10 protein-coding genes and 1 pseudogene are annotated in these 19332 nt (G+C 67.0%); 8 read left to right on the top strand and 3 right to left on the bottom strand.

Translation table 11 applies throughout. The annotated features are described in order from the left end of the window. Window position 1 precedes the first annotated feature (1 nt). Window positions 2–1396: a M20/M25/M40 family metallo-hydrolase gene (locus QF047_RS04405; RefSeq protein WP_307274388.1), complete on the top strand. Its 1395-nt coding sequence runs from the start codon at window positions 2–4 to the stop codon at window positions 1394–1396. Between the two features lie 83 nt (window positions 1397–1479). On the opposite strand, the gene QF047_RS04410 is transcribed toward QF047_RS04405, so the two are convergent. Continuing rightward, window positions 1480–2715, bottom strand: coding sequence for a BTAD domain-containing putative transcriptional regulator (locus QF047_RS04410; RefSeq protein WP_307274390.1), 1236 nt, complete (start codon window positions 2713–2715; stop codon window positions 1480–1482). Between the two features lie 428 nt (window positions 2716–3143). On the opposite strand from QF047_RS04410, the gene QF047_RS04415 reads away from it, so the two are divergent. Beyond that, complete coding sequence (locus QF047_RS04415) at window positions 3144–8363, top strand: peroxidase family protein (RefSeq protein ID WP_307274392.1); 5220 nt, start codon at window positions 3144–3146, stop codon at window positions 8361–8363. A gap of 116 nt (window positions 8364–8479) precedes the next feature. On the opposite strand, the gene QF047_RS04420 is transcribed toward QF047_RS04415, so the two are convergent. Together QF047_RS04420 and QF047_RS04425 are read right to left on the bottom strand one after the other, a co-directional pair. Continuing rightward, the gene (locus tag QF047_RS04420) at window positions 8480–9385 is read right to left on the bottom strand and encodes a phosphatase PAP2 family protein (protein WP_307274394.1); all 906 of its coding nucleotides are present in this window, start codon (window positions 9383–9385) and stop codon (window positions 8480–8482) included. A 95-nt stretch (window positions 9386–9480) separates the two neighbouring features. Further along, window positions 9481–10662 carry an MFS transporter gene (locus QF047_RS04425; protein ID WP_307274396.1) on the bottom strand — a complete coding sequence of 394 codons (1182 nt, stop codon included), beginning with the start codon at window positions 10660–10662 and terminating at the stop codon, window positions 9481–9483. A gap of 318 nt (window positions 10663–10980) precedes the next feature. Between QF047_RS04425 and QF047_RS04430 the strand changes: the two genes are divergently transcribed. The 6 genes and pseudogenes from QF047_RS04430 to menD all read left to right on the top strand — a co-directional run bounded on the left by QF047_RS04430 (window position 10981) and on the right by menD (window position 19308). Then, on the top strand, window positions 10981–11589 hold the full coding sequence (locus QF047_RS04430; RefSeq protein ID WP_307274398.1) for a GbsR/MarR family transcriptional regulator: 609 nt from the start codon (window positions 10981–10983) through the stop codon (window positions 11587–11589). Further along, window positions 11586–12602: a magnesium and cobalt transport protein CorA gene (locus tag QF047_RS04435; RefSeq protein WP_306635080.1), complete on the top strand. Its 1017-nt coding sequence runs from the start codon at window positions 11586–11588 to the stop codon at window positions 12600–12602. The genes QF047_RS04430 and QF047_RS04435 overlap by 4 nt, the downstream gene beginning before the upstream one ends. 94 nt (window positions 12603–12696) lie before the next feature. Next, window positions 12697–14160 (top strand): aminotransferase class I/II-fold pyridoxal phosphate-dependent enzyme, encoded by a 1464-nt coding sequence (locus tag QF047_RS04440; protein ID WP_307274401.1) that lies wholly within the window; start codon window positions 12697–12699, stop codon window positions 14158–14160. Window positions 14161–14259: 99 nt separating this feature from the next. After that, window positions 14260–15270 carry an o-succinylbenzoate synthase gene (locus QF047_RS04445; RefSeq protein ID WP_307274403.1) on the top strand — a complete coding sequence of 337 codons (1011 nt, stop codon included), beginning with the start codon at window positions 14260–14262 and terminating at the stop codon, window positions 15268–15270. An 86-nt stretch (window positions 15271–15356) separates the two neighbouring features. Continuing rightward, a pseudogene (locus tag QF047_RS04450) lies at window positions 15357–17368 on the top strand (PhoX family phosphatase). A 176-nt stretch (window positions 17369–17544) separates the two neighbouring features. Continuing rightward, entirely contained in the window at window positions 17545–19308 is a 1764-nt protein-coding gene (gene menD / locus QF047_RS04455; RefSeq protein WP_307274405.1) for a 2-succinyl-5-enolpyruvyl-6-hydroxy-3-cyclohexene-1-carboxylic-acid synthase, read from the top strand. The last annotated feature ends 24 nt before the right edge of the window (window positions 19309–19332 follow it).

Below are 19332 nucleotides of genomic sequence, written 5' to 3' on the forward strand. Positions count from 1 at the left end.
CTTGGGCCGCCTTCCTGCGTCCACCTCCCCGTTGTCTTCGCTCCGGGAAGCGGTGGGCGCGGACTTTACTGCCGCCGTCGGCCAATTGTCGGAGCTGGTCCGGATTCCCGCCATGGCCTGGGCCTCGTTCGACCCCTCCGAGCTGGACAAGGCGGCCCGGCACGTGGCGGCGCTGATGCAGGAGGCCGGGATCGCCGACGTCGACATCCTGCAGGCGCCGCGGCCCGACGGCGGGCAGGGGGCACCGGCGGTGGTCGGGCGCAGGCCCGCGCGGAACGGCAAGCCGACGCTCATGCTGTACGCGCATTACGATGTCCAGCCGGCCGGGGACATCACACTGTGGGACAGCCCGCCGTTTGAGGCCGTGGAGCGGGCCGGCCGGCTCTGGGGCAGGGGCGTGGCGGACAACAAGGCCGGCGTGGTGCTGCATCTGGCCGCTTTCCGCAACGCGCTCCGTGTGCTCGGCGATGACCTGGAGCTCGGCATTACCGTGTTGATCGACGGTGAGGAGGAGGCGGGTTCGCCCAGCCTGCCGCTGCTGCTCCAGCAGCATAGCGACCTACTCGCCGCCGACGTACTGGTGGTGGCCGACTCCGGAAACTGGAAGGTGGGGGTTCCGGCGCTCACCACGAGCCTGCGCGGGCTCATTCTGGGAACCATCGAGGTGCAGGTGCTGGACCATGCGCTCCATTCGGGGACGTACGGCGGGCCTTTGCTGGACGCGGTGACCGTGCTGTCCCGGCTGATTTCCACGCTGCATCACGATGACGGAAGTGTTGCGGTAGACGGATTGGTCTCCTCTGATGTGCCGGGGCCCTCGCTGTCCGAAGAGGAATTCCGGGCGGATTCGGGAGTCCGGCCGGGGGTGCCGCTGGTTGGCACGGGATCTTTGACATCGCGGCTGTGGACCAAGCCGGCTTTGGTGATTATCGGGATGGACGTTCCGTCGGTTGCCTTGTCCTCGGACACCCTGCAGCCGGTGGCGCGGGCCAAGTTCAGCCTCAGCCTGGCGCCGGAAAGCGACACGGGCGCGGCCATGGAGGCGGTCCGGCGGCATGTGGAGAAGCACACTCCGTTCGGTGCCGACGTGACGTTTACGCCCGCCGGCCGGACCGAGGGCTTCGCCGGCGACGCGTCCTCGCCCGCTGCCCGGGCCATGCTTTCGGCGATGGAGGAGACGTGGGGAGTGCCCGCGGTTTGTATGGGGGTGGGCGGATCAATTCCTGCCGTTAACATCCTGACCAAGCTGTACCCCCGGGCGGAGGTCCTCATCACAGGGGCGGAGGACCCGGACTCCCGCGCCCACGGGGCCAACGAGTCAATCCACCTGGGTGATTTCGAGAAGGCCATCCTCGCCGAGGCCCTGCTGATTGCGCGCCTCAACGCCCCGGACTAACCTGCCCGGTTCCTACCGTGGGCGGCCGGAGCCGTGGTGACGTCAGCGCTGTTGGTGAGTCCCGCCGTCGGGCGGCAGGTCCGTCAACTCACCTGGGCATCAGCGGTCTTCCGCCTGACGGCGCTCAGCAGCGTGGCAAGTGAGCCGTCATTGGGCAGGAAGGCAGAGATGCCCGCGGCGGCTGCCTGACGTTGCACCTCGGGCTTCGGCGTTCCCCCCAACATCAGGATGCGCGTCCGCGGGGCGTCAGCGAGAATGCGCAGCGCCGCTGCAATGCCGTCGGCATCGCGCAGGCGGCTGCCAAGAAGGACGACGTCGGGCTCCAGTTCGCGGACCAGGTCAACACCCGACTGGGCAGAGTCGGCAGTCCCCACATTGCTCATGTCGGGTTCCCGCTCCAACGCTGCGGCAAGCAGTTCGGTGAACGTCCGGTGGCGATTGATGATCATGATGCGAATTGTTGGCCTGCCGTCGGGGACCGGTTCGGCAGGGGGATCGATGACATGGGTTGTGGCCTTCAGCAGCCTGGCGTAGATGGACCGCAAGGCCTCACCCGGCCCGCAGCCCAGCTCCCGGTTCATGATCCGCCGGCACTGGTCAAAGACACGCAGTGCCTCAGTAGGCTGGCCGCTTTTCTCCAGTCCCAGGACCAGGGCGGTCCACGCCTGCTCGCTGAGCGGATCATCCGCTATGGCCTCCCTGGCCCAGATGACAGCCAGCTTGGTGTTCCCCAGTGCCAGCGCTGACTCCGCTGCCAGGGTGCGGGCGCGGAAGACGCGGGCAGCATGGCGGCTCCGCTCAGACTCAGCCCAGGAGGGGACCAGTTCTTCGCCCAGCAGTGGGGCCGTAGCCAGGCCAAGCGCCTCCTGGAGCAGCACGATGGCACGCTGCGGCACCGCCGATTCGGCAGCCCGGACCAGTGCATCGAAGCGGTCCAGGTCCAGGTCCACCAGCGACCTGTCCAGCATGTAGCCGCCCGCCACGGTCCGCAAAGGTCCGTCCTTGCCCATTCCGGGCTGGAGGCGGCGCCGCAGCACGCTGACGTAGCTCTCCACAGTGGGGAGTGCCTCGGCTGGCGCCTGCCCGGCCCAGAGGATGTCAATCAAACGGTCTTTCGAAATGGGAACGCCGAGGTTCAACAAAAGGAGTTCGAAAATTTGCCGGGGCTTCGGGCCGCCCAGTTCCCCATACCCCAGGACTGTCTCCCCGCGCCGGATCCGGAGCGGACCAATAATCCTCACATCGAGCCGGCAAGGATCCGGCCCGGTGAGGACAGTCTCCGTCGTTCGGCCTTCTACTGCGAGCCCTGCTGAAGTCATCTGCGAACCTGCAATTCAGTTGCGGCGGTTTGCTACAGTGTTGTGATTTATCCGGCCGGGGACACGAGTAGCCATTACTTGATTGCGCCGGGGGGTCGTTACTTGGAGCCCTGAGTAGCCGCATATTCTTTTCCGTTTTGCCGCTTCGCCTGAACATTCTGTGGCACTTCCAAGAGCGCACAGACACTTCATCAGCAGCGCCCGGAGCGTGGGCCAGTCAAGATTGTTACAAGGTGCCCGGCTCACCATGACCTCGTTCCATCCCTCCTAACGGCAGGTATGTCATGAGACCTTTCAATTGGATGCCCCTGGGCTCAGCCGGCGGTAAGGCGTCTGCGCCCCCAACCACTGAACACAACAGTTTCCCCACCCGAAGGGGGCGGCGCGCAGCCGCCCGCTCAGCACGAGTGAGACCCGCACGGATTCGTATGGTCGCAGCGGTCGCAGCTTTGGTCATGCCGGCGGGCATGGGCCTGCCCTTCGTCGGAGCCCAGGCCGTCGTGGCGCCGGCTGGGCAAGGGTTCACAGTGAGCCCCTCCGACCTGGCGTTCATCCTGCAGCAGATCAAAATCGCCGAGGCGCACGCCGCGACGCTGTCGCCGGCGCACCCCTGTGACACTCTGATCGGCCCCGGCCCTGACCAAATCGCCAGCCCCCTCGTCTCCAAGGGTCTGCGTACAGTAGACGGCTCCTGCAACAACCTGGTGGCCGGCCAGGAAAGGTTCGGCTCCGCCGACCAGCTGTTCCCCCGCCTGACTTCCAAATCATTCCGGCCGGCCGAGTCCGGATCGCTGGGAGGACCACCCGCCCCGACATCCTATGAGCAGAAGTCCGGGGTCGTTTTCGATTCCCAGCCCCGGGTCATCAGCAACCTCGTGGTTGACCAGACCTCCACCAACCCGGCGGCCGTGGCCGCGGCAGGAAACCCCGTGCGGACCCAGGGCGCCGAAGGCCTGGTGCCCTGCACCACAGATCCCACACCCCCGGACACGACCGGCCTGCCAGCAGGCTGTGTGCCGACCCACGAAACATTGTTTATCCCCAACGTGACCACCGACGTAGGCCTCTCACCGCCCTACAACTCGATGTTCACGCTGTTCGGGCAGTTCTTTGACCACGGCGTGGACCAGACCGTCAAGGGCGGCGGCACTGTCTTCGTGCCGCTGAAGGCCGACGATCCCCTCATCGCTGGCCCGGACCACGTACTGGGGAATGCAGATGACCTGCCCCCGAGCCTGCGCTTTATGGTGCTGACCCGCGGCCAGAACCAGCCCGGGGCGGACGGCATCCTGGGAACCGACGACGACGTCCAGGACGCCGTCAACACGGACTCGCCCTGGGTGGACCAGAGCCAGACCTACACCTCCCACCCGTCCCACCAGGTATTCGTCCGCGAGTACGTCAACAACAGCGACGGCAAGCCTGTCTCCACCGGCAAGCTGCTCGGCGGTCCCGCAGGTCCGACGGCCGGCGGTATGGCCACCTGGACCACCACCAAGGAACAGGCAGCATCACTGCTCGGCCTCGAGCTCAAGGACGCTGACGTCACGAACATCCCCATGATTGCCGCGGACCCCTACGGCAAGTTCATCCCCGGCCCCGCCCGTGGACTGCCTCAGTACGTCACCACGACAGGCATGGTGGAAGGCTGCCGGGCGTCCGACGTCTGCCTCGACGAGCTGGGCCAGCCGGACCCGGGACCCGTCCCCGTTCCGGCCAACGCGCTGCACTTCGACACACCGTTCCTGACGGACATCGCGCACAACGCCGACCCCTCCCCAGTGGACACCGACCACGACCCGCTTACAGCACCGGTAGCTCCGGCCCCGGATGACGACAACGTGGCCTCGGCCGACTTCGCCCACCAGCCGACGGGAACCTATGACGATGAGATGCTGAACGCCCACTTCATCGCCGGCGACGGCCGCGTGAACGAGAACATCGGCCTGACCACCATCCACCAGATCTTCCACTCCGAGCATGACCGCCTCGTCGGTGACATCAAGAACGTCCTGAACGGCGACACGTCGGCCAGCGGCGTTGCCGCCCTCGCGGAATGGCACCTGGGACTGGGTGCCGACGGCTGGAACGGTGAGCGCCTGTTCCAGGCGGCACGGTTCATCACGGAAATGGAGTACCAGCACCTGGTCTTCGAGGAGTTCGCGCGCAAGATCCAGCCCGCAATCAACCCTTTCCAGCCCTTCGCGTTCACCCAGACCGAGCTCAACCCGGCCATCAAGGCTGAGTTCGCGCATGCCGTGTACCGGTTCGGCCACTCGATGCTGACGGAAACGATCGCCCGCCGCAACGAAGACAAGGCCGGACCCGACACCTTTTTCGGTACCGCTGATGACATCCGCGGCAGCAACAACGACATCTCGCTCCTCGACGGGTTCCTCAACCCGCCGGCCTACACGGACGGCGGTGACGCTGGCGTGCTGACATCAGAGGAAGCGGCCGGCAGCGTCATCATGGGTATGTCGGACCAGGTAGGCAATGAGCTCGACGAGTTCGTCACCGACACGCTCCGGAACAATCTGCTTGGCCTGCCACTGGACCTGCCCACCATCAATATGACCAGGGCACGGTCTGAAGGCATCCCGTCGTTGAACAACCTTCGGCGGGAGCTTTACGGTTCGACCAACGACGGTCAGCTTCAGCCGTACACCAACTGGATCGATTTCGGCGAGAACCTCAAGCACCCGGAGTCGCTGATCAACTTTGTGGCAGCCTACGGGCAGCACCCGACCATCCTCACGGATGCCGGCCCCGACGCAACACTGGGAACCGGCGACGACGGACCGGCCACGCTCGAATCACGCCGCACCGCTGCCCGCAAGATCGTCAGCCCCGACACCCTTGCCGGCGAAGTCGGTCCGAGTGACGCCGCGGCGTTTATGAACAGCATCGGTACTTGGGCGAACGACGACGGAACCAAGTCGGTCACCGGACTCGATTCGGTTGACCTGTGGGTTGGCGGCCTCGCTGAGCGGACCAATCTGTTCGGCGGCCTGCTGGGCAGCACGTTCAACTACGTATTCGAGAACCAGCTGACCGACCTGCAAAACGGCGACCGCCTGTACTACCTGGCACGTACGCCGGGCATGAACCTGCGGGCGCAGCTGGAAGGCAACTCGTTCGCGGAAATGATGATGCGCAACACCAATGTGCACACACTGAAGGCCGACGCCTTCGCCACGGCGGACTGCAAGTTCGAGCTGAAGAAGCTGGCAGGCACCACAGCCGGATTCACGCAATTCGGTAACACCGTGGCGGACGACCTTGATTCCGACTGCAACGAGACAGCCCTGCTGATCCGGATGCCGGACGGCACCATCAAGTACCGCGCCATCAACACCGAGGATCCCTCCGGGATCAACGGACAGAGCGTCTACAACGGCACTGCCGGAGTGGACCGGATCTACGGAGGCAACGACAACGACACCTTCTGGGGCGGCCTGGGCAACGACATCATCCAGGGCGGTGACGGCGCCGACATCGCACTGGGCGGTGAAGGTGATGACATCATCACCGATCTCGCCGGTGACGACGTTCCCAAGGGAGGCCCCGGCAATGATGCAATTGATGCCGGTCCCGGACTGGACATCGTCATGGGCGGCGATGGCAAGGACTTCTCCAACGGCGGAGCCAACATCAACGAAACCTTCGCCGGTGCCGGTGACGACTTTGTCATTGCCGGCCAGGGAGAAGACGCCGTGTTCGGAGACAGCGGCGACGACTGGGAAGAGGGCGGCGATCAGCCGGACCTTCTTCAGGGGGACAGCGGAAACCTGTTCTTCCTGGACGATTCCCAGAAGCCGGGCCATGACATTCTGATCGGCCAGGGCGGCGACGACGACTACGACATGGAGGGCGGCGACGACGTAGGTCTCGCAGGACCCGGCATTGAAAAGGTCGCCGGAGCCTCGGGATTCGACTGGGAGATCGGTCTTCAGGACCCGCAAGCGCAGGACGCGGACCTGAGCCTTCCGATCCCGCCGCTGGACATCCTTCAGGTGGGAGTCCGGGACAAGTTCAACGAACTTGAAGCGCTCTCGGGCGCGAACCTGGATGACACCCTCCGCGGCGACGACCTGGTTCCCAGCACCGTCGGCGGCGCCGGATTCATTGGCTGCGACGTGCTTGACCAGGCGGGCCTTGACCGGGTTTCCGGCCTTGATGCGCTGGTACCGGCACTCAGCACGCCGGTGGCGACCGTCACCGCGGCGTCGGCATCCAAGAACTGCCCGCTGCTGGTTCCCAACAGCAACGTGTGGGGCGATGGCAACATCCTCCTCGGCGGCGGCGGCAGCGACCTCATTGAAGGACGTGGCGCCGATGACATCATCGACGGCGACAAGTACTTCAGTGTCCGGCTCAGCGTCCGCGACGCGGCAAACCCCGCTTCCGAGGTTGGCAGCGCGGCCGGCATGACCACCCAGTACCTGCGGGACGGTGCCGGTCAGCTGACCGGACCCACGCTGCAGGAAGCGGTGTTCGCGGGAACTGTGAACCCCGGCAACATTGTGGCGGTCCGCGAGATCCTCGCAGGCTCCGGTGGCACGGACACGGCGCTCTTCTCGGGCCCGCGCTCCAACTACACCATCGTTGCCACCCCGGCAACGGAAACCGAGCTGGCCAAGGTGACGGTCACCCAGACCGGTGCCAACGTGGCCGGCCAGCGGGCCAGCGACGGGATCGACACGCTGCGGAACATCGAACAGCTGAAGTTCACCGATCAGGTGGTCACCCTGGCTGTGCCCGCTGCGGCGACCATCGTCACCGTGACCGCAACCAGCGGCTCCGCGACTGTGAACTTCACGGCGCCTGCTGCAGGCGGCTCGCCGATCACGGGCTTCGAGGTCGTCGTCAGCACGGGCGGCTCAGTAGTCCAGACGGTCACCGGCATCTCCGCGACGGCAACCAGTGCCGTTGTCGCCGGATTGACCAACGGCACCGCGTACACCTTCCAGGTGCGCGCGATCAACGAGTTCGGAGCGGGCGCACTGTCGGCCGCGTCGAACCCGGTTACACCGGCAGCCGCGGCTCCGGGTACTCCAACCAATGTGGCCGCGACTGCCGGAATCAATTCGGCAACGGTCACGTGGACGGCACCGGTCAGTGACGGAGGATCCCCGCTCACGGGGTCCAAGATCGAAGTCCGCACGGGAACCACGTTGGTCACCACTGCCACCTTCACTACCGCCGCCACCAGCCAGGTGGTGACCGGGCTTGCCCCGGGCACCACTTACAGCTTCGTGGTCAGGGCGGTCAACAGTAGCGGAGTGGGTGCGGCCTCGGCAGCATCCAATGCGGTTACGACGCCCAACAGGCCGAACGCTCCGGTGATCGGGAAGGCACGGCAAGGCGACAACCGCGGACCCGTGACCGCCTCGATCGCCTGGACGCCGCCGGCCAACACGGGCGGCTCAGCGATCACCGGCTACAGGGTCACCGCGTTGCGGATGAGCTCGGGGGCGAACAACGCCACCGTGGTTTCAAGAACCGACTCGGAAGTCCTGCCGGCGACGGCGAGGTCCCTGGAGATGACCCTCACCGCCGCCAACTACCGCTTCGTGGTGGTGGCCATCAACGCGGTGGGTACCAGCCCGGAGTCCGCCCGTTCGGCCAGCGTGGTCGCGCGGTAGGAAAGGCCGCGATAAGAAAGGCAGAGCGCAGCTAGCACTGCAAGCGGAAAGTGAAGGGGGTGGCCCGGTGGCCACCCCCTTCACTCTGTGTTGGCAACCCGGAAACAGCGGCGACGTCAGCGCTTTGCCGGGTCCCGCCGTCGGGCGGCGTAGGCGAAGAGGGCTGTGGTGGCCACGGTGGCAAGGTAGCCGGCGATGACTATGAGCGAGATGCCGGCCCAGAAGTAGTTGGTGGTGCTCGTTTCCTGCCAAGGGCTTGGCGCGATCCGGGCCAGCGAGTACATGGCCACGGCCGCGGACGTCAGCCCGATCACCACTGGCAACGACAGCCAGATCTTCGCCGAGCCAACATGCGCGTCGAAGCCGTCCCAGGCGTTCCATGCCCCGCGCCGGATGATCAGCCAGCCCGCGGGAATCATAAAAGCGCCCACCAGGAGGAATGCCGCCACCACGTCGGCCGGCCGGTGCCACTGGTTGATCAATGTGGAAACCCCGGAGGCGATGGCAAACGAACCGCCCACAAAACCTGCCATCGGACGCCATCGCGGCGACGCCATCAGGAACACCGCAGCGGCTGCCGAGGCGGCCAGGGTGGTGTGCCCGGACGGCAGCGAGTTCAGGTCCAGCGTCACCACGCCCTTGTCCGGCCGGGCCGGCAGCAAATCCTTCAGTACCTGGGTGGCGATGTTTGCACCGATGCACGCAGCCACGGCGATGCCGGCCTCGGTCCAGTGCTTCCGGATCACCGTGACAAACAGGACCACGACGGCGGCCATCACCAGCGAGATGGTGGGCAGCAGGTCCAGGAACTTGGTGCTCGCCTTGCCTGCGGGCCCGTGGATCGCGACGGCCTCCACCAGCGCGGACTCATCGATGAACTGGCCCGTGGTGGTCTGGACGAAGTAGTGGTACGTGGCGATCAACCCGGCAATGCAGGCGAGCGTGGCAAGCACAAACAGGAACGCCGAGCCCGGAGCGGGACTGCTGGGTGTCCTGGTGGATGTCTGCCGCGAAATCGTCACCGGTTAAGGGTGTCACAAAAAGCTGGGAGCCAGCCCAACCCAACTGGGTAGCCCCAAGTGTCGTTCTGGAGGCTCAAAACGACACTTACCGCTACTTAGTTGGGCCGGATCGGCTTGACCGGGGCCAGGCGCGGGATGCTCGCCGCCGCAACGAGCAGCGCCAGGGCGCCCAGCCCGAACGGCAAGGCAGTGAGCGTGGCGACGCCGCCCACCAGCAGCGGGCCGCCGGCGTCGCCCAGTTCCCGCCCGAGTTCAGCCGATCCCATGGTCCGTCCCATCCGCTCAGGGGGCGTGGTGTCCGCCAAATGGGCGAATCCGAGCGGCGTAACAGCCCCGATGCCCGCACCGATCACTGCCGCGGCGAAGAAGATGGTGACCACGCCTGGGGCCAGCGCCAACACACCGACGCCGGCCGCAACGAGCAGCAGGCCCGCCGTCGTGCCCCTGTTGTCCGTGATGCGCTGGCTGTCCCGCATCCGCCCCATCCACGGCTGGACCAACACGGACCCGGCCGCGAGGACACTGACGGCGGCCGTGCCGGCCACGGCGCCGAGCCCGTGCCGGGTCGCCAGCGCGGGAAGGAATCCGACTGCCGCCCCAAGAGCCGCCGTGGAGGCGGCCAGCACCAGCGTGGGCACCAGGAACCGCCGTTCGCCAACCTGCCGGGCAAGGTCCATGACCGTGTACCGGTGGCGGGGGAGCGGCTCCAGGTGCGGCACGGCGGCCATGACCCACACCGCCGTGACTACCGCGAGCGCTGACAGGGTCCCGAACAGCAGCGGGAACCCACCGGCCAGGATGAGGCCGGCACCGAGCAGCGGGCCGATGATGTAGCCCAGGCTCTTCCAGGATCCGTACCGGCCAAAATATGTGCCGGCTTTGCCGCCCCGGGCCAGCCGGGCCACCATCGAGGACGAGGCCGGGGAGAATGCGGATGCCGCCGCGCCCTGCCCCAGCCGGGCCAGTGCGAGCATCAGCGGCTGGTCAGCCCAGAGGCCGATCAGCGACAGCGCCGCGAAGGCAAAGAGTCCGCCAACAATCACCGGTTTGGGGCCGATCCGGTCGCTGAGGGCGCCGAAGACGGGTTTGAGGAACACCTCCGAGATGTCATACAGCGCCAGGAGGATGCCCAGATTAAGCAGTGTGAGGCCGATGTTTCCACTCTGGGCGCCCAAGCCCGCCGCGATGCTGTGCGCCCCGAACGCGGTGACGAATCCTGCCGCATAGAGCGGGCCGGTCGAGGGACGGGTGGCAAGGCGGGAGCCGGAGGGGGTCACATCGGCGAGTGTAACAACTGTTCCAGCCCGGCCCAGCTCAGCGGGGTTCGGCCGGTGCTGGGATTCCCCACGTCTTGCTGTGACGCCGGTGTTTGACTCGGCGTGTTGCCGGGGCGCGCCGAGTTTGCGGCCGAAACCTGGGGAATTTCGGCGGCAGGCCTGTCCGAAAGAAGCGCCGGAGCCAGTCCGGAAAGCGAGTATTTTTTGTCTTCACAAATCCCTGAAGCTGAGTAGTGTGCGGGGTATGGAGACCGTCATCAGGACCGTGGGTTTGCACAAGCAATCCGGCGGTACGACGGCGGCTTGGAGCGGTGCGTGGTGGATGCTCGCCATCGCTGGGGTCGCCGCAGCCGTGGCCATGACGGCTATGCAGCGGCGGGAAACGGCGTTGCCGTGAAGGCGGGGGTAGCTGCGGCGGGCAACGAAGCGGAGGTTCATGCCGCCGTCGAACTGGCTGCGGCAGGTTTCTACGCCGCAGGCTTCCCCAAGATGCCGGCCCGGGCGCTGATGGCCCTGGTCTCGTCCGAGGAGGGGCGGCTCACCGCGGCGGAGCTGTCGGAAAAGCTCGGGGCGAGTGCGGCGGCGGTGTCCGGCGCGGTCCGGTACCTGCAGACGGTGGGCTTCGTCCAGCGCGTCTCCCGGCCGGGCAGCCGCCGCGACATCTATGCGCTCCACGACGACGAATGGTACATCGCCTCCACCCGCCGGAGCCCCGTCTACCAGAGCCTTGCTGCCCTGACCGACGGCGTGGCGGAGGCTTTGCCGGCAGAATCGGCTGCCGGTGCGAGGGTCGCGGAAATGGGCCGTTTCTACAGGTTCCTCGCGGCCCGCATGCCCTCGCTCCTGGACGAATGGGAGCGGGAACGCGAAAGCTGGGGCCGGGACACCGCACCGTCATCAGCCATGTCCCCGGGAGGTTCGCCGTGACCATCATCGATAACGCCGTGTACGTGGACGGGCTGCGCACCCAGGACCCTGGAAGCCTGGATGAAACCTACTTCGCGCTCCGACAGCGTGAGGGGATGGCGTGGATCGGGCTGTACCGGCCGGATGCCGAGGAACTGCAGTCCGTGGCAGAGGAGTTCGACCTCAACCCCCTCGCCGTGGAGGATGCCCTCGCAGGGCACCAGCGCGCGAAGCTGGAGCACTACGGCGAATGCGTGTTCCTGGTCCTGCGGCCCGCCCGGTACCTGGACGACGTCGAAAAGGTGGACTTCGGCGAGATCCACGTCTTTGTGGGACAGGACTACGTGGTGACCGTCCGGCACGCCGAATCTCCGGACCTCGCGAGGGTCCGCCGCCGGATGGAGGCGATGCCGGAGTTCCTCGCGCTGGGCCCGGACGCCGTCCTCTACGGAATCCTGGACCAGGTGGTGGACGAGTACGAGCCGGTTGCGGCGGGGCTGGAAAACGACATCGACGAGATCGAGGATGACCTCTTCGGCGCCGACCCGGAGGTTTCCCGCCGGATCTACGAATTGTCCCGCCAGGTCATCACCTTCCAGCGCGCCACCAGCCCCCTGGCGGGCATCCTGCAGGTCCTGACGGCCGGGACGCCGGAGCGGGTGCCCGATCCGGAACTCCAGGACCATCTCCGTGATGTGCTGGACCACGTGCTGCGGCTCAACGAACGCGTGGCCTCATTCCGCGCACTGCTGCAGAACGCGCTCGCCGTCAACGCGGCGCTCGTGGCCCAGCGGCAGAACGACGAGATGCGCCGCCTCACCGAGTCCAGCTTCGCACAGAGCGAGCAGGTTAAACGGATCTCGTCCTGGGCCGCCATCCTCTTCGCCCCGACGCTCGTGGGAACAATTTACGGCATGAACTTCCGCTCGATGCCGGAACTGGACTGGGTGTTCGGCTACCCGTTCGCACTGGGCCTGATGATTGCCATGGGGCTGGTTCTCTACTGGACGTTCCGGCACAACAAGTGGATCTAGGGCCCGGCTCCGGGATCTGACTTCGCCCGCTGCTTCCCCTACGATGGCTTACTACGAAGATCGTAAGCCTACTTAGCATCAAGGAAGCGAGAGCATGTTGGACCACAACGAAGCACCCCTGCTGGACGCCATGGAGCGCTACCACAGCCTGGACCGCTACGGCTTCACTCCGCCCGCACACCGGCAGGGCCGCGGGGCTGACCCCCGCGTGCGCCGGATCCTCGGGGGTGACGCGTTCCATTCCGATGTCCTGGCCTCTGCGGGCCTGGACGACCGTTCATCCTCCGGCGGGTACCTCAAGAAAGCCGAGCAGCTCATGGCCGATGCCGTGGGCGCGCAGCAGGCCTTCTTCTCCACCTGCGGCAGTTCCCTTTCGGTCAAGGCTGCAGTCCTTGCCGTGGCCGCTGGCAAAGGTGACCTGCTGGTCAGCCGGGACGCGCACAAGTCGATCACGGCCGGGCTGGTGTTTTCTGGCGTTCAGCCGCGCTGGATCCGGCCCCGCTGGGACACCAAGCTGCACCTGGCCCACCCGCCGTCACCGGCGGATGTGGAGGAGATGTGGGAACGGTATCCGGAGGCTGCCGGAGCGCTGATTGTCAGCCCCACGCCCTACGGGACCTGTGCGGACATCGCCGGCATCGCGAAGGTCTGCCATGACCGGGGTAAGCCCCTCATCGTCGATGAGGCGTGGGGCGCACACCTGCCTTTCCACGAGGGCCTTCCCACCTGGGCGATGAGTGCCGGCGCGGATGTCTGCGTGGTGTCCGTGCACAAGATGGGTGCCGGATTCGAGCAGGGCTCGGTCTACCACGTCCAAGGCGATCTCGTGGACCCGGCGCACCTGTCCGAGTGCGCGGACCTGCTGATGACCACCAGCCCGAACGTCATTTTGTACTCGGCCATGGATGGCTGGCGCCGCCAAATGGTCCAGCACGGGACCGAACTCCTGGGCAATGCGCTGGACCTGGCCCGAAGGCTGCGCCGCGACATTGACGCGCTTCCGGGAATCCATGTGCTCGAAGATGAGCTTCTGGCGGCCGAGTCCTCGCACGACCTGGACCGCATGCAGATCCTGATGGACCTCTCCGAACTGGGCATCAGCGGTTACCAGGGGGCCGACTGGCTGCGCGAACACCGCCGGCTGGACATGGGCCTCAGCGACCACCGCCGCATCATGGCAACACTGTCCATGGCCGACGACGACGCCTCCGCGCAGCGGCTTCTGGAGGCCTTGCAGGCGCTCATCGAAGCTGCGCCGACGCTTCCCGCACCTGCCCGCATCTCCTTGCCCTCGCCGTCGGAGCTGGAACTGGAGACGGTGGCCCTCCCGCAGGACGCTTTCTTCGGCCCCCGGGAGGACGTTCCGGCCAGGGAAGCGGCAGGACGGGTGGCTGCCGAGCAGATCACGCCCTACCCGCCCGGGATCCCGGTGATTGTCCCGGGGGAGAGGATCAACGAGGCGGTCATCGAGTATCTCGAGTCCGGCCTCAAGGCAGGCATGGTCCTGCCCGATCCGGCCGACCCGTCGCTGGGCACCATCCGGGTGGTTAAGGAGTAGCAGCCGAGGCTGGCCGCGGCCGCTCAAGCCAGTCTCCGCGGCCCGGCCCCCGCTCCTCCCCGCAGGGGCCCTGTCAGTGGCCGCTTGTACAGTGGGTCCATGCCTACAGCGCCGCCTGACCTGCCCGCCATCGAGGAACTCGTGGCCGGTGCGCACGTGGTCAGCCTGCCCATGCGCGTGAAGTTCCGCGGCATCATGGAGCGCGAGTCGCTGCTGCTGCGCGGTCCGGCCGGCTGGGGTGAGTTCTGCCCCTTCCCCGAGTATGGCGACGCCGAAGCGTCCCGTTGGCTGGCCGCAGCCATCGAGGCCGGCTGGGCAGGCTTTCCCGAACCGCTGCGGTCGGTGATCCCGGTCAATGCCACGGTTCCGGCAGTTGCGGCTGAACGCGTGCCGGAGGTCCTTGCCCGCTTTGGCCGGGTGGACGCGGTCAAGGTGAAGGTCGCCGAGCGCGGCCAGACGCTCGACGACGACGCCGCCCGCCTCGCCGCTGTCCGCTCCGCGCTTCCGGACGCCGCCATCCGCGTGGACGCGAACGGCGGCTGGGACGTCCCCACTGCCGTCAAGGCACTCACCCGGCTGGCCGGCGTCGGACTTGAATACGCTGAGCAGCCCGTTCCCACCATCGAGGGCCTGGCCGAGGTGCGGCGCGCTTTGCAATTGGCGGGCACACCGGTCCTGGTCGCGGCCGATGAAAGCGTCCGCAAGGAGTCCGACCCCCTGAGGGTGGCCCGGGCCGGAGCGGCGGACCTGATCGTGGTCAAGGTGGCACCGCTCGGGGGAGTGCGGCGCGCCCTGGACATCGTGGCGCAGGCCGGGCTTCCCGCCGTGGTCAGTTCGGCGCTGGACACGTCGGTGGGGATCCGCGCGGGCCTTGCGCTGGCGGCCGCCCTTCCCGAGCTGCCGTATGCGTGCGGGCTGGGGACGGTATCCCTGTTCGAATCGGACGTCACCACGGATCCTTTGGTGGCCGACGACGGCGCGATCCGCCTCCGCGACGTCAGCGCCGACGCCGGGCTGCTTGAGCAGTATGCAGCGTCCCGGGAACGCCGCGACTGGTGGCTGGCCCGGCTCCGCCGCGTCCACGCATTACTGCAGGTCACAAGCGGTTAACCGGAACTTCACCTTGCTGACTACTTGACGTAGAAATCGGCTGACAGGGTGGGCGGGACCTCATAGAAACACCCTGGAAGGCCCCCATGTCTGAAACGACTGCCCGCAAATTTCCGCTCCTGCCGATGCTCGGCCATACCAAGGGCAAGCGCAGTGCTGTCACCTGTGCGCTCAAGTGCGACAAGGCCTGCGCCGGCGACGTCTGCAACACCAGCTCCAACAGCTACTTCCGCGACATCGCCTCCGCCACGATGTCCCGCCGCGCCGCCCTGGGCCTGGGCGCCGCGGGTGCCCTCGCCGTCGTACTCGGTTCCGCGGTGACCTCCGCTGAACCAGCCTCCGCAGCCGGTCTGTCGAAGGCGGCGAAGGAGGGCTTCGGCAAGTCCAAGCTGCAGTTCACGGCCATCGCGCCGGTGGACAAGGCGGTGGATGCCTTCACCGTTCCCGAAGGATTCACCTGGCAGCCCATCATCCGCTGGGGTGACCCGCTCTTCAACGACTCGCCGGACTTCGACCTGGGCAAGCAGACCGCAGCGGCCCAGGCCCGCCAGTTCGGCTACAACAACGACTACACGGACATCCTGGAGATCCCGGACAGCAAGGGCCGCCGCGCTGTCCTGTTCACCAACCACGAGTACACCAACGAGAACATCATGGTCCCGGCCGGATATGACGCCGCGGAGACCCGCGCCATCGGCCGCGCAGCCCATGGCCTCGCCGTCGTGGAACTGGAACGCAAGAACACCACCAAACCCTGGGCCTACATCAAGGGCGCGCCGCTGAACCGCCGCTTCCTCTCCGACACCACCTACGAACTGACCGGCCCCGTTGCCGGCTCGGCCCTCGTCAAGACCGTGGCCGACCCCGCCGGCAAGGCCATCAAGGGCACGTTCGGCAACTGCTCGGGCGGCACCACCCCCTGGGGCACCATCCTTTCCGGCGAAGAAAACTTCAACGGCTACTTTGTTTCCCCCGGCACGTCCACTTCCGACAAGCGCTACGGCCTGACGTCCAAGCCGACAGCCCGCCAGTGGGAACTCGACGACAAGCGCTTCGACACCCGCAACGCGGGCTATGAGAACGAGGCCAACCGCTTTGGCTGGATCGTTGAAGTGGACCCGTTCGACCCCACCTCCACGCCCCGCAAGCACTCTGCGATGGGGCGCTTCAAGCACGAGGGTGCTTCGACTACCTCTACAAATTCGTCTCCAAGGACACCTACCGTGAGGGTGACCGCAAGCACAACATGGGGCTGCTTTCCGAGGGCGACCTGTACGTCGCCAGGTTCACCGGCAACTCGCCGGCAGCCGACATCACGGGCACGGGGGCTGTGCCGGCAGACGGCGCCTTCGACGGCTCCGGCGAATGGCTGCCCCTGGTGGTCGGCGGCAAGTCCGCGGTCTACGGGATGTCCGTCGAAGAGGTCCTCGTGTACACCCGCCTGGCCGCGGACAAGGTTGGCCCCACCAAGATGGACCGCTGCGAGGACGTCCAGCCCAGCCTGCACACCGGCAAGGTCTACGTCGCCTGCACCAACAACACCAACCGCGGAACCGGTACCAATGAAGCCGCCACGGAGGTGAACCCGCGCAACCAGAACCGCGACGGCCACATCGTGGAAATCACCGAGACCGGCGACCAGGCTTCCACCAGGTTCAACTGGAACCTGCTGTTGGTCTGCGGCGATCCGGCCCTGCCCCGCGCCACCTACTTCTCCGGGTTCCCGGCGGACAAGGTCTCACCCATTTCCTGCCCGGACAACCTAGCGTTCGACTCGGTGGGCAACCTCTGGATCTCCACCGACGGCGCCCCCTCCACCATCGGCTACAACGACGGCCTCTTCAAGGTCACGCTGGATGGCGCCGAGCGCGGCAAGGTGGAACAGTTCCTCGCCGTTCCGCGCGACGCCGAGACCTGCGGACCCATCATCCACGACGAGGAACGCACCGTGTTCGTCGCGGTTCAGCACCCGGGTGAGGAAGGCACCTTCGACCAGCCCAACTCCTACTTCCCGGATTACGTTGCCGCAGGTACGATGCCGGCAGCGGGCCAGGTGCGTGCCCCGCGTCCCGCCGTGGTCCAGGTGTTCCGCAGCTAGGTTTTCCCTGGACGCGCCATCACCTTTCGCGGGTTTTCCCGTGACGCGCCATCACCTTTCGCGGGTTTTCCCGCGACGCGCCATCACCTTTCGGTCCACAGCGGCAGGAGGTGATGGGGCGTCGGGGGTTTTGGTGCAGGAGGTGATGGGGCGTCGTGGGGTGGCAGACTGGTTTGGTGACTTCGCTGAACGAACCTGCCCCCGACGCCTCCCACACTTCCGACGCAGATTCTTCCGACGCGGAACCCTCGCTGACGGCCTTGGCTGCGGCGCGGATCGCCGTAGGGGCATTGGTCGACGGCGGCGTGCAGCACGTGGTGGTCTCGCCGGGTTCCCGGTCGGCGCCCATGGCATACGCGCTGGCTGAGGCTTCGGCGCAGGGCCGGATGGAACTGTTGGTCCGCATCGACGAGCGTTCCGCCGGCTTTACCGCCCTTGGTTTGGCCCTGTCCACCGGGTCGCCGGCCGCCGTCCTGACCACGTCCGGGACCGCCGTCGGAAACCTGCTCCCGGCGGTGATGGAGGCCAACCACGCCGCGGTCCCCCTGATCGTCCTCTCCGCGGACCGGCCTGACGAGCTCCGCGGAACCGGCGCCAACCAGACCACCGTCCAGCCCGACATTTTCGGCGACCAGGTGCGGTTCGCCGTCGACGTTCCCGCGGGCTCCAACCCGGAAAGGGCCGTCCAGACAGGTCTCTCCGCCGCCACCGGCGCGTTCCCGGATCTGGCCCCGGGGCCTGTTCAGCTCAACCTTGCCTTCCGTGATCCGCTGGTTCCGGAGCCGTCCGACCGGTTATCCGCGCCGGCTGAACACCAGCGCTACCGCATCGGCACGGAGCCGCTCATTATGAACCTGCCGCCCGCCTCCACGGACCTGCCCGAGCGCCGGACCGTGGTGGTAGCCGGCCACGACGCCGGTCCGGTCGCCGAGGCCTTCGCCCGCGCCCACGGCCTGCCGCTGCTGGCGGAGCCTTCCTCGAATGCCCGCTTCGGGCCGAACGCCGTGGGACCGTACCGGCTGCTGCTGGAGCACTTCGGGCCTGGTGCAGCGCAGCCCATCGAACGGGTCGTGTTGTTCGGCCGGCCCACGTTGTCCCGGCCGGTGGCGGCCCTCCTTGCACGCGCAGACGTGCCGTCCGCTCTGTACCAGCCGGTTCCCGTCGCCTGGTACGAGCCCGGCAGGCGCACCGAACTGCCCCTGGAAAACCTCGCCGACCTCGCAGACTTCGCCGGCCGCGGCCCGTCCGACTGGCTGGACACCTGGCTGCTCGCGGGTTCGGCAGCCCAGCACGCACTGGACCTTGTCCTCGCCGAAAACGCGCCGGCCACCGGCCCGTCCGTAGGGTCACTCGTCTGGAAGCACACCCGCGGGCAGCTGATGTTGGGTTCCTCGAACGGCATCCGGGACGTGGACCTGGCCGGTCTGCCCGCGCCCGAGCCCGCCGCCACCGTCTACGCCAACCGGGGCCTGGCAGGGATCGACGGTACCATCTCCACCGCCACCGGCATCGCCCTTGGCGGCCGGCAGGAAACCACTGTCCTCCTGGGCGACGTCACGTTCCTGCACGACGCCGGGAGCCTGCTGGTTGGGGCAGGGGAGGAGCAGCCGCAGCTTCGGATCGTGGTCCTCAACGATTCCGGCGGGGCCATCTTCGACCTGCTGGAACACGGCGCGGTGCGTGAGGCCGGAACGTACGGTGACGCCGTCGAACGCCTCTTCGGTACCCCGCACTCAGTGGACATTGCGGCACTCGCTGCAGCGTACGGCGTCGGGCACAGCCCGGTCAGTACGACGGCGGCACTCGCCGAAGCGCTCGCCCGGCCGGTGGAAGGCCGCAGCATCATCGAAGTCCGCACGGATCGCAGCGGCCTCCGCGCCCTGCATGCCCGGATCAAGGAGGCCGTTGCCGTGGCCGTCGGGGGAGTGCTGGCGCGGTGACGCGTCAACGTCAGGCTGCTGTGT

Origin of the sequence: Arthrobacter sp. W4I7, from assembly GCF_030816215.1 — a bacterium.
GTDB lineage: Bacteria > Actinomycetota > Actinomycetes > Actinomycetales > Micrococcaceae > Arthrobacter > Arthrobacter siccitolerans_A.

Bases quoted from the DNA above. Each gene is read 5' to 3' on its own strand.
- QF047_RS04410 (WP_307274390.1), bottom strand. From the start codon at position 2,715: ATGACTTCAGCAGGGCTCGCAGTAGAAGGCCGAACGACGGAGACTGTC.
- QF047_RS04415 (WP_307274392.1), top strand. From the start codon at position 3,144: ATGGTCGCAGCGGTCGCAGCTTTGGTCATGCCGGCGGGCATGGGCCTG.
- QF047_RS04440 (WP_307274401.1), top strand. From the start codon at position 12,697: ATGTTGGACCACAACGAAGCACCCCTGCTGGACGCCATGGAGCGCTAC.
- QF047_RS04445 (WP_307274403.1), top strand. From the start codon at position 14,260: ATGCCTACAGCGCCGCCTGACCTGCCCGCCATCGAGGAACTCGTGGCC.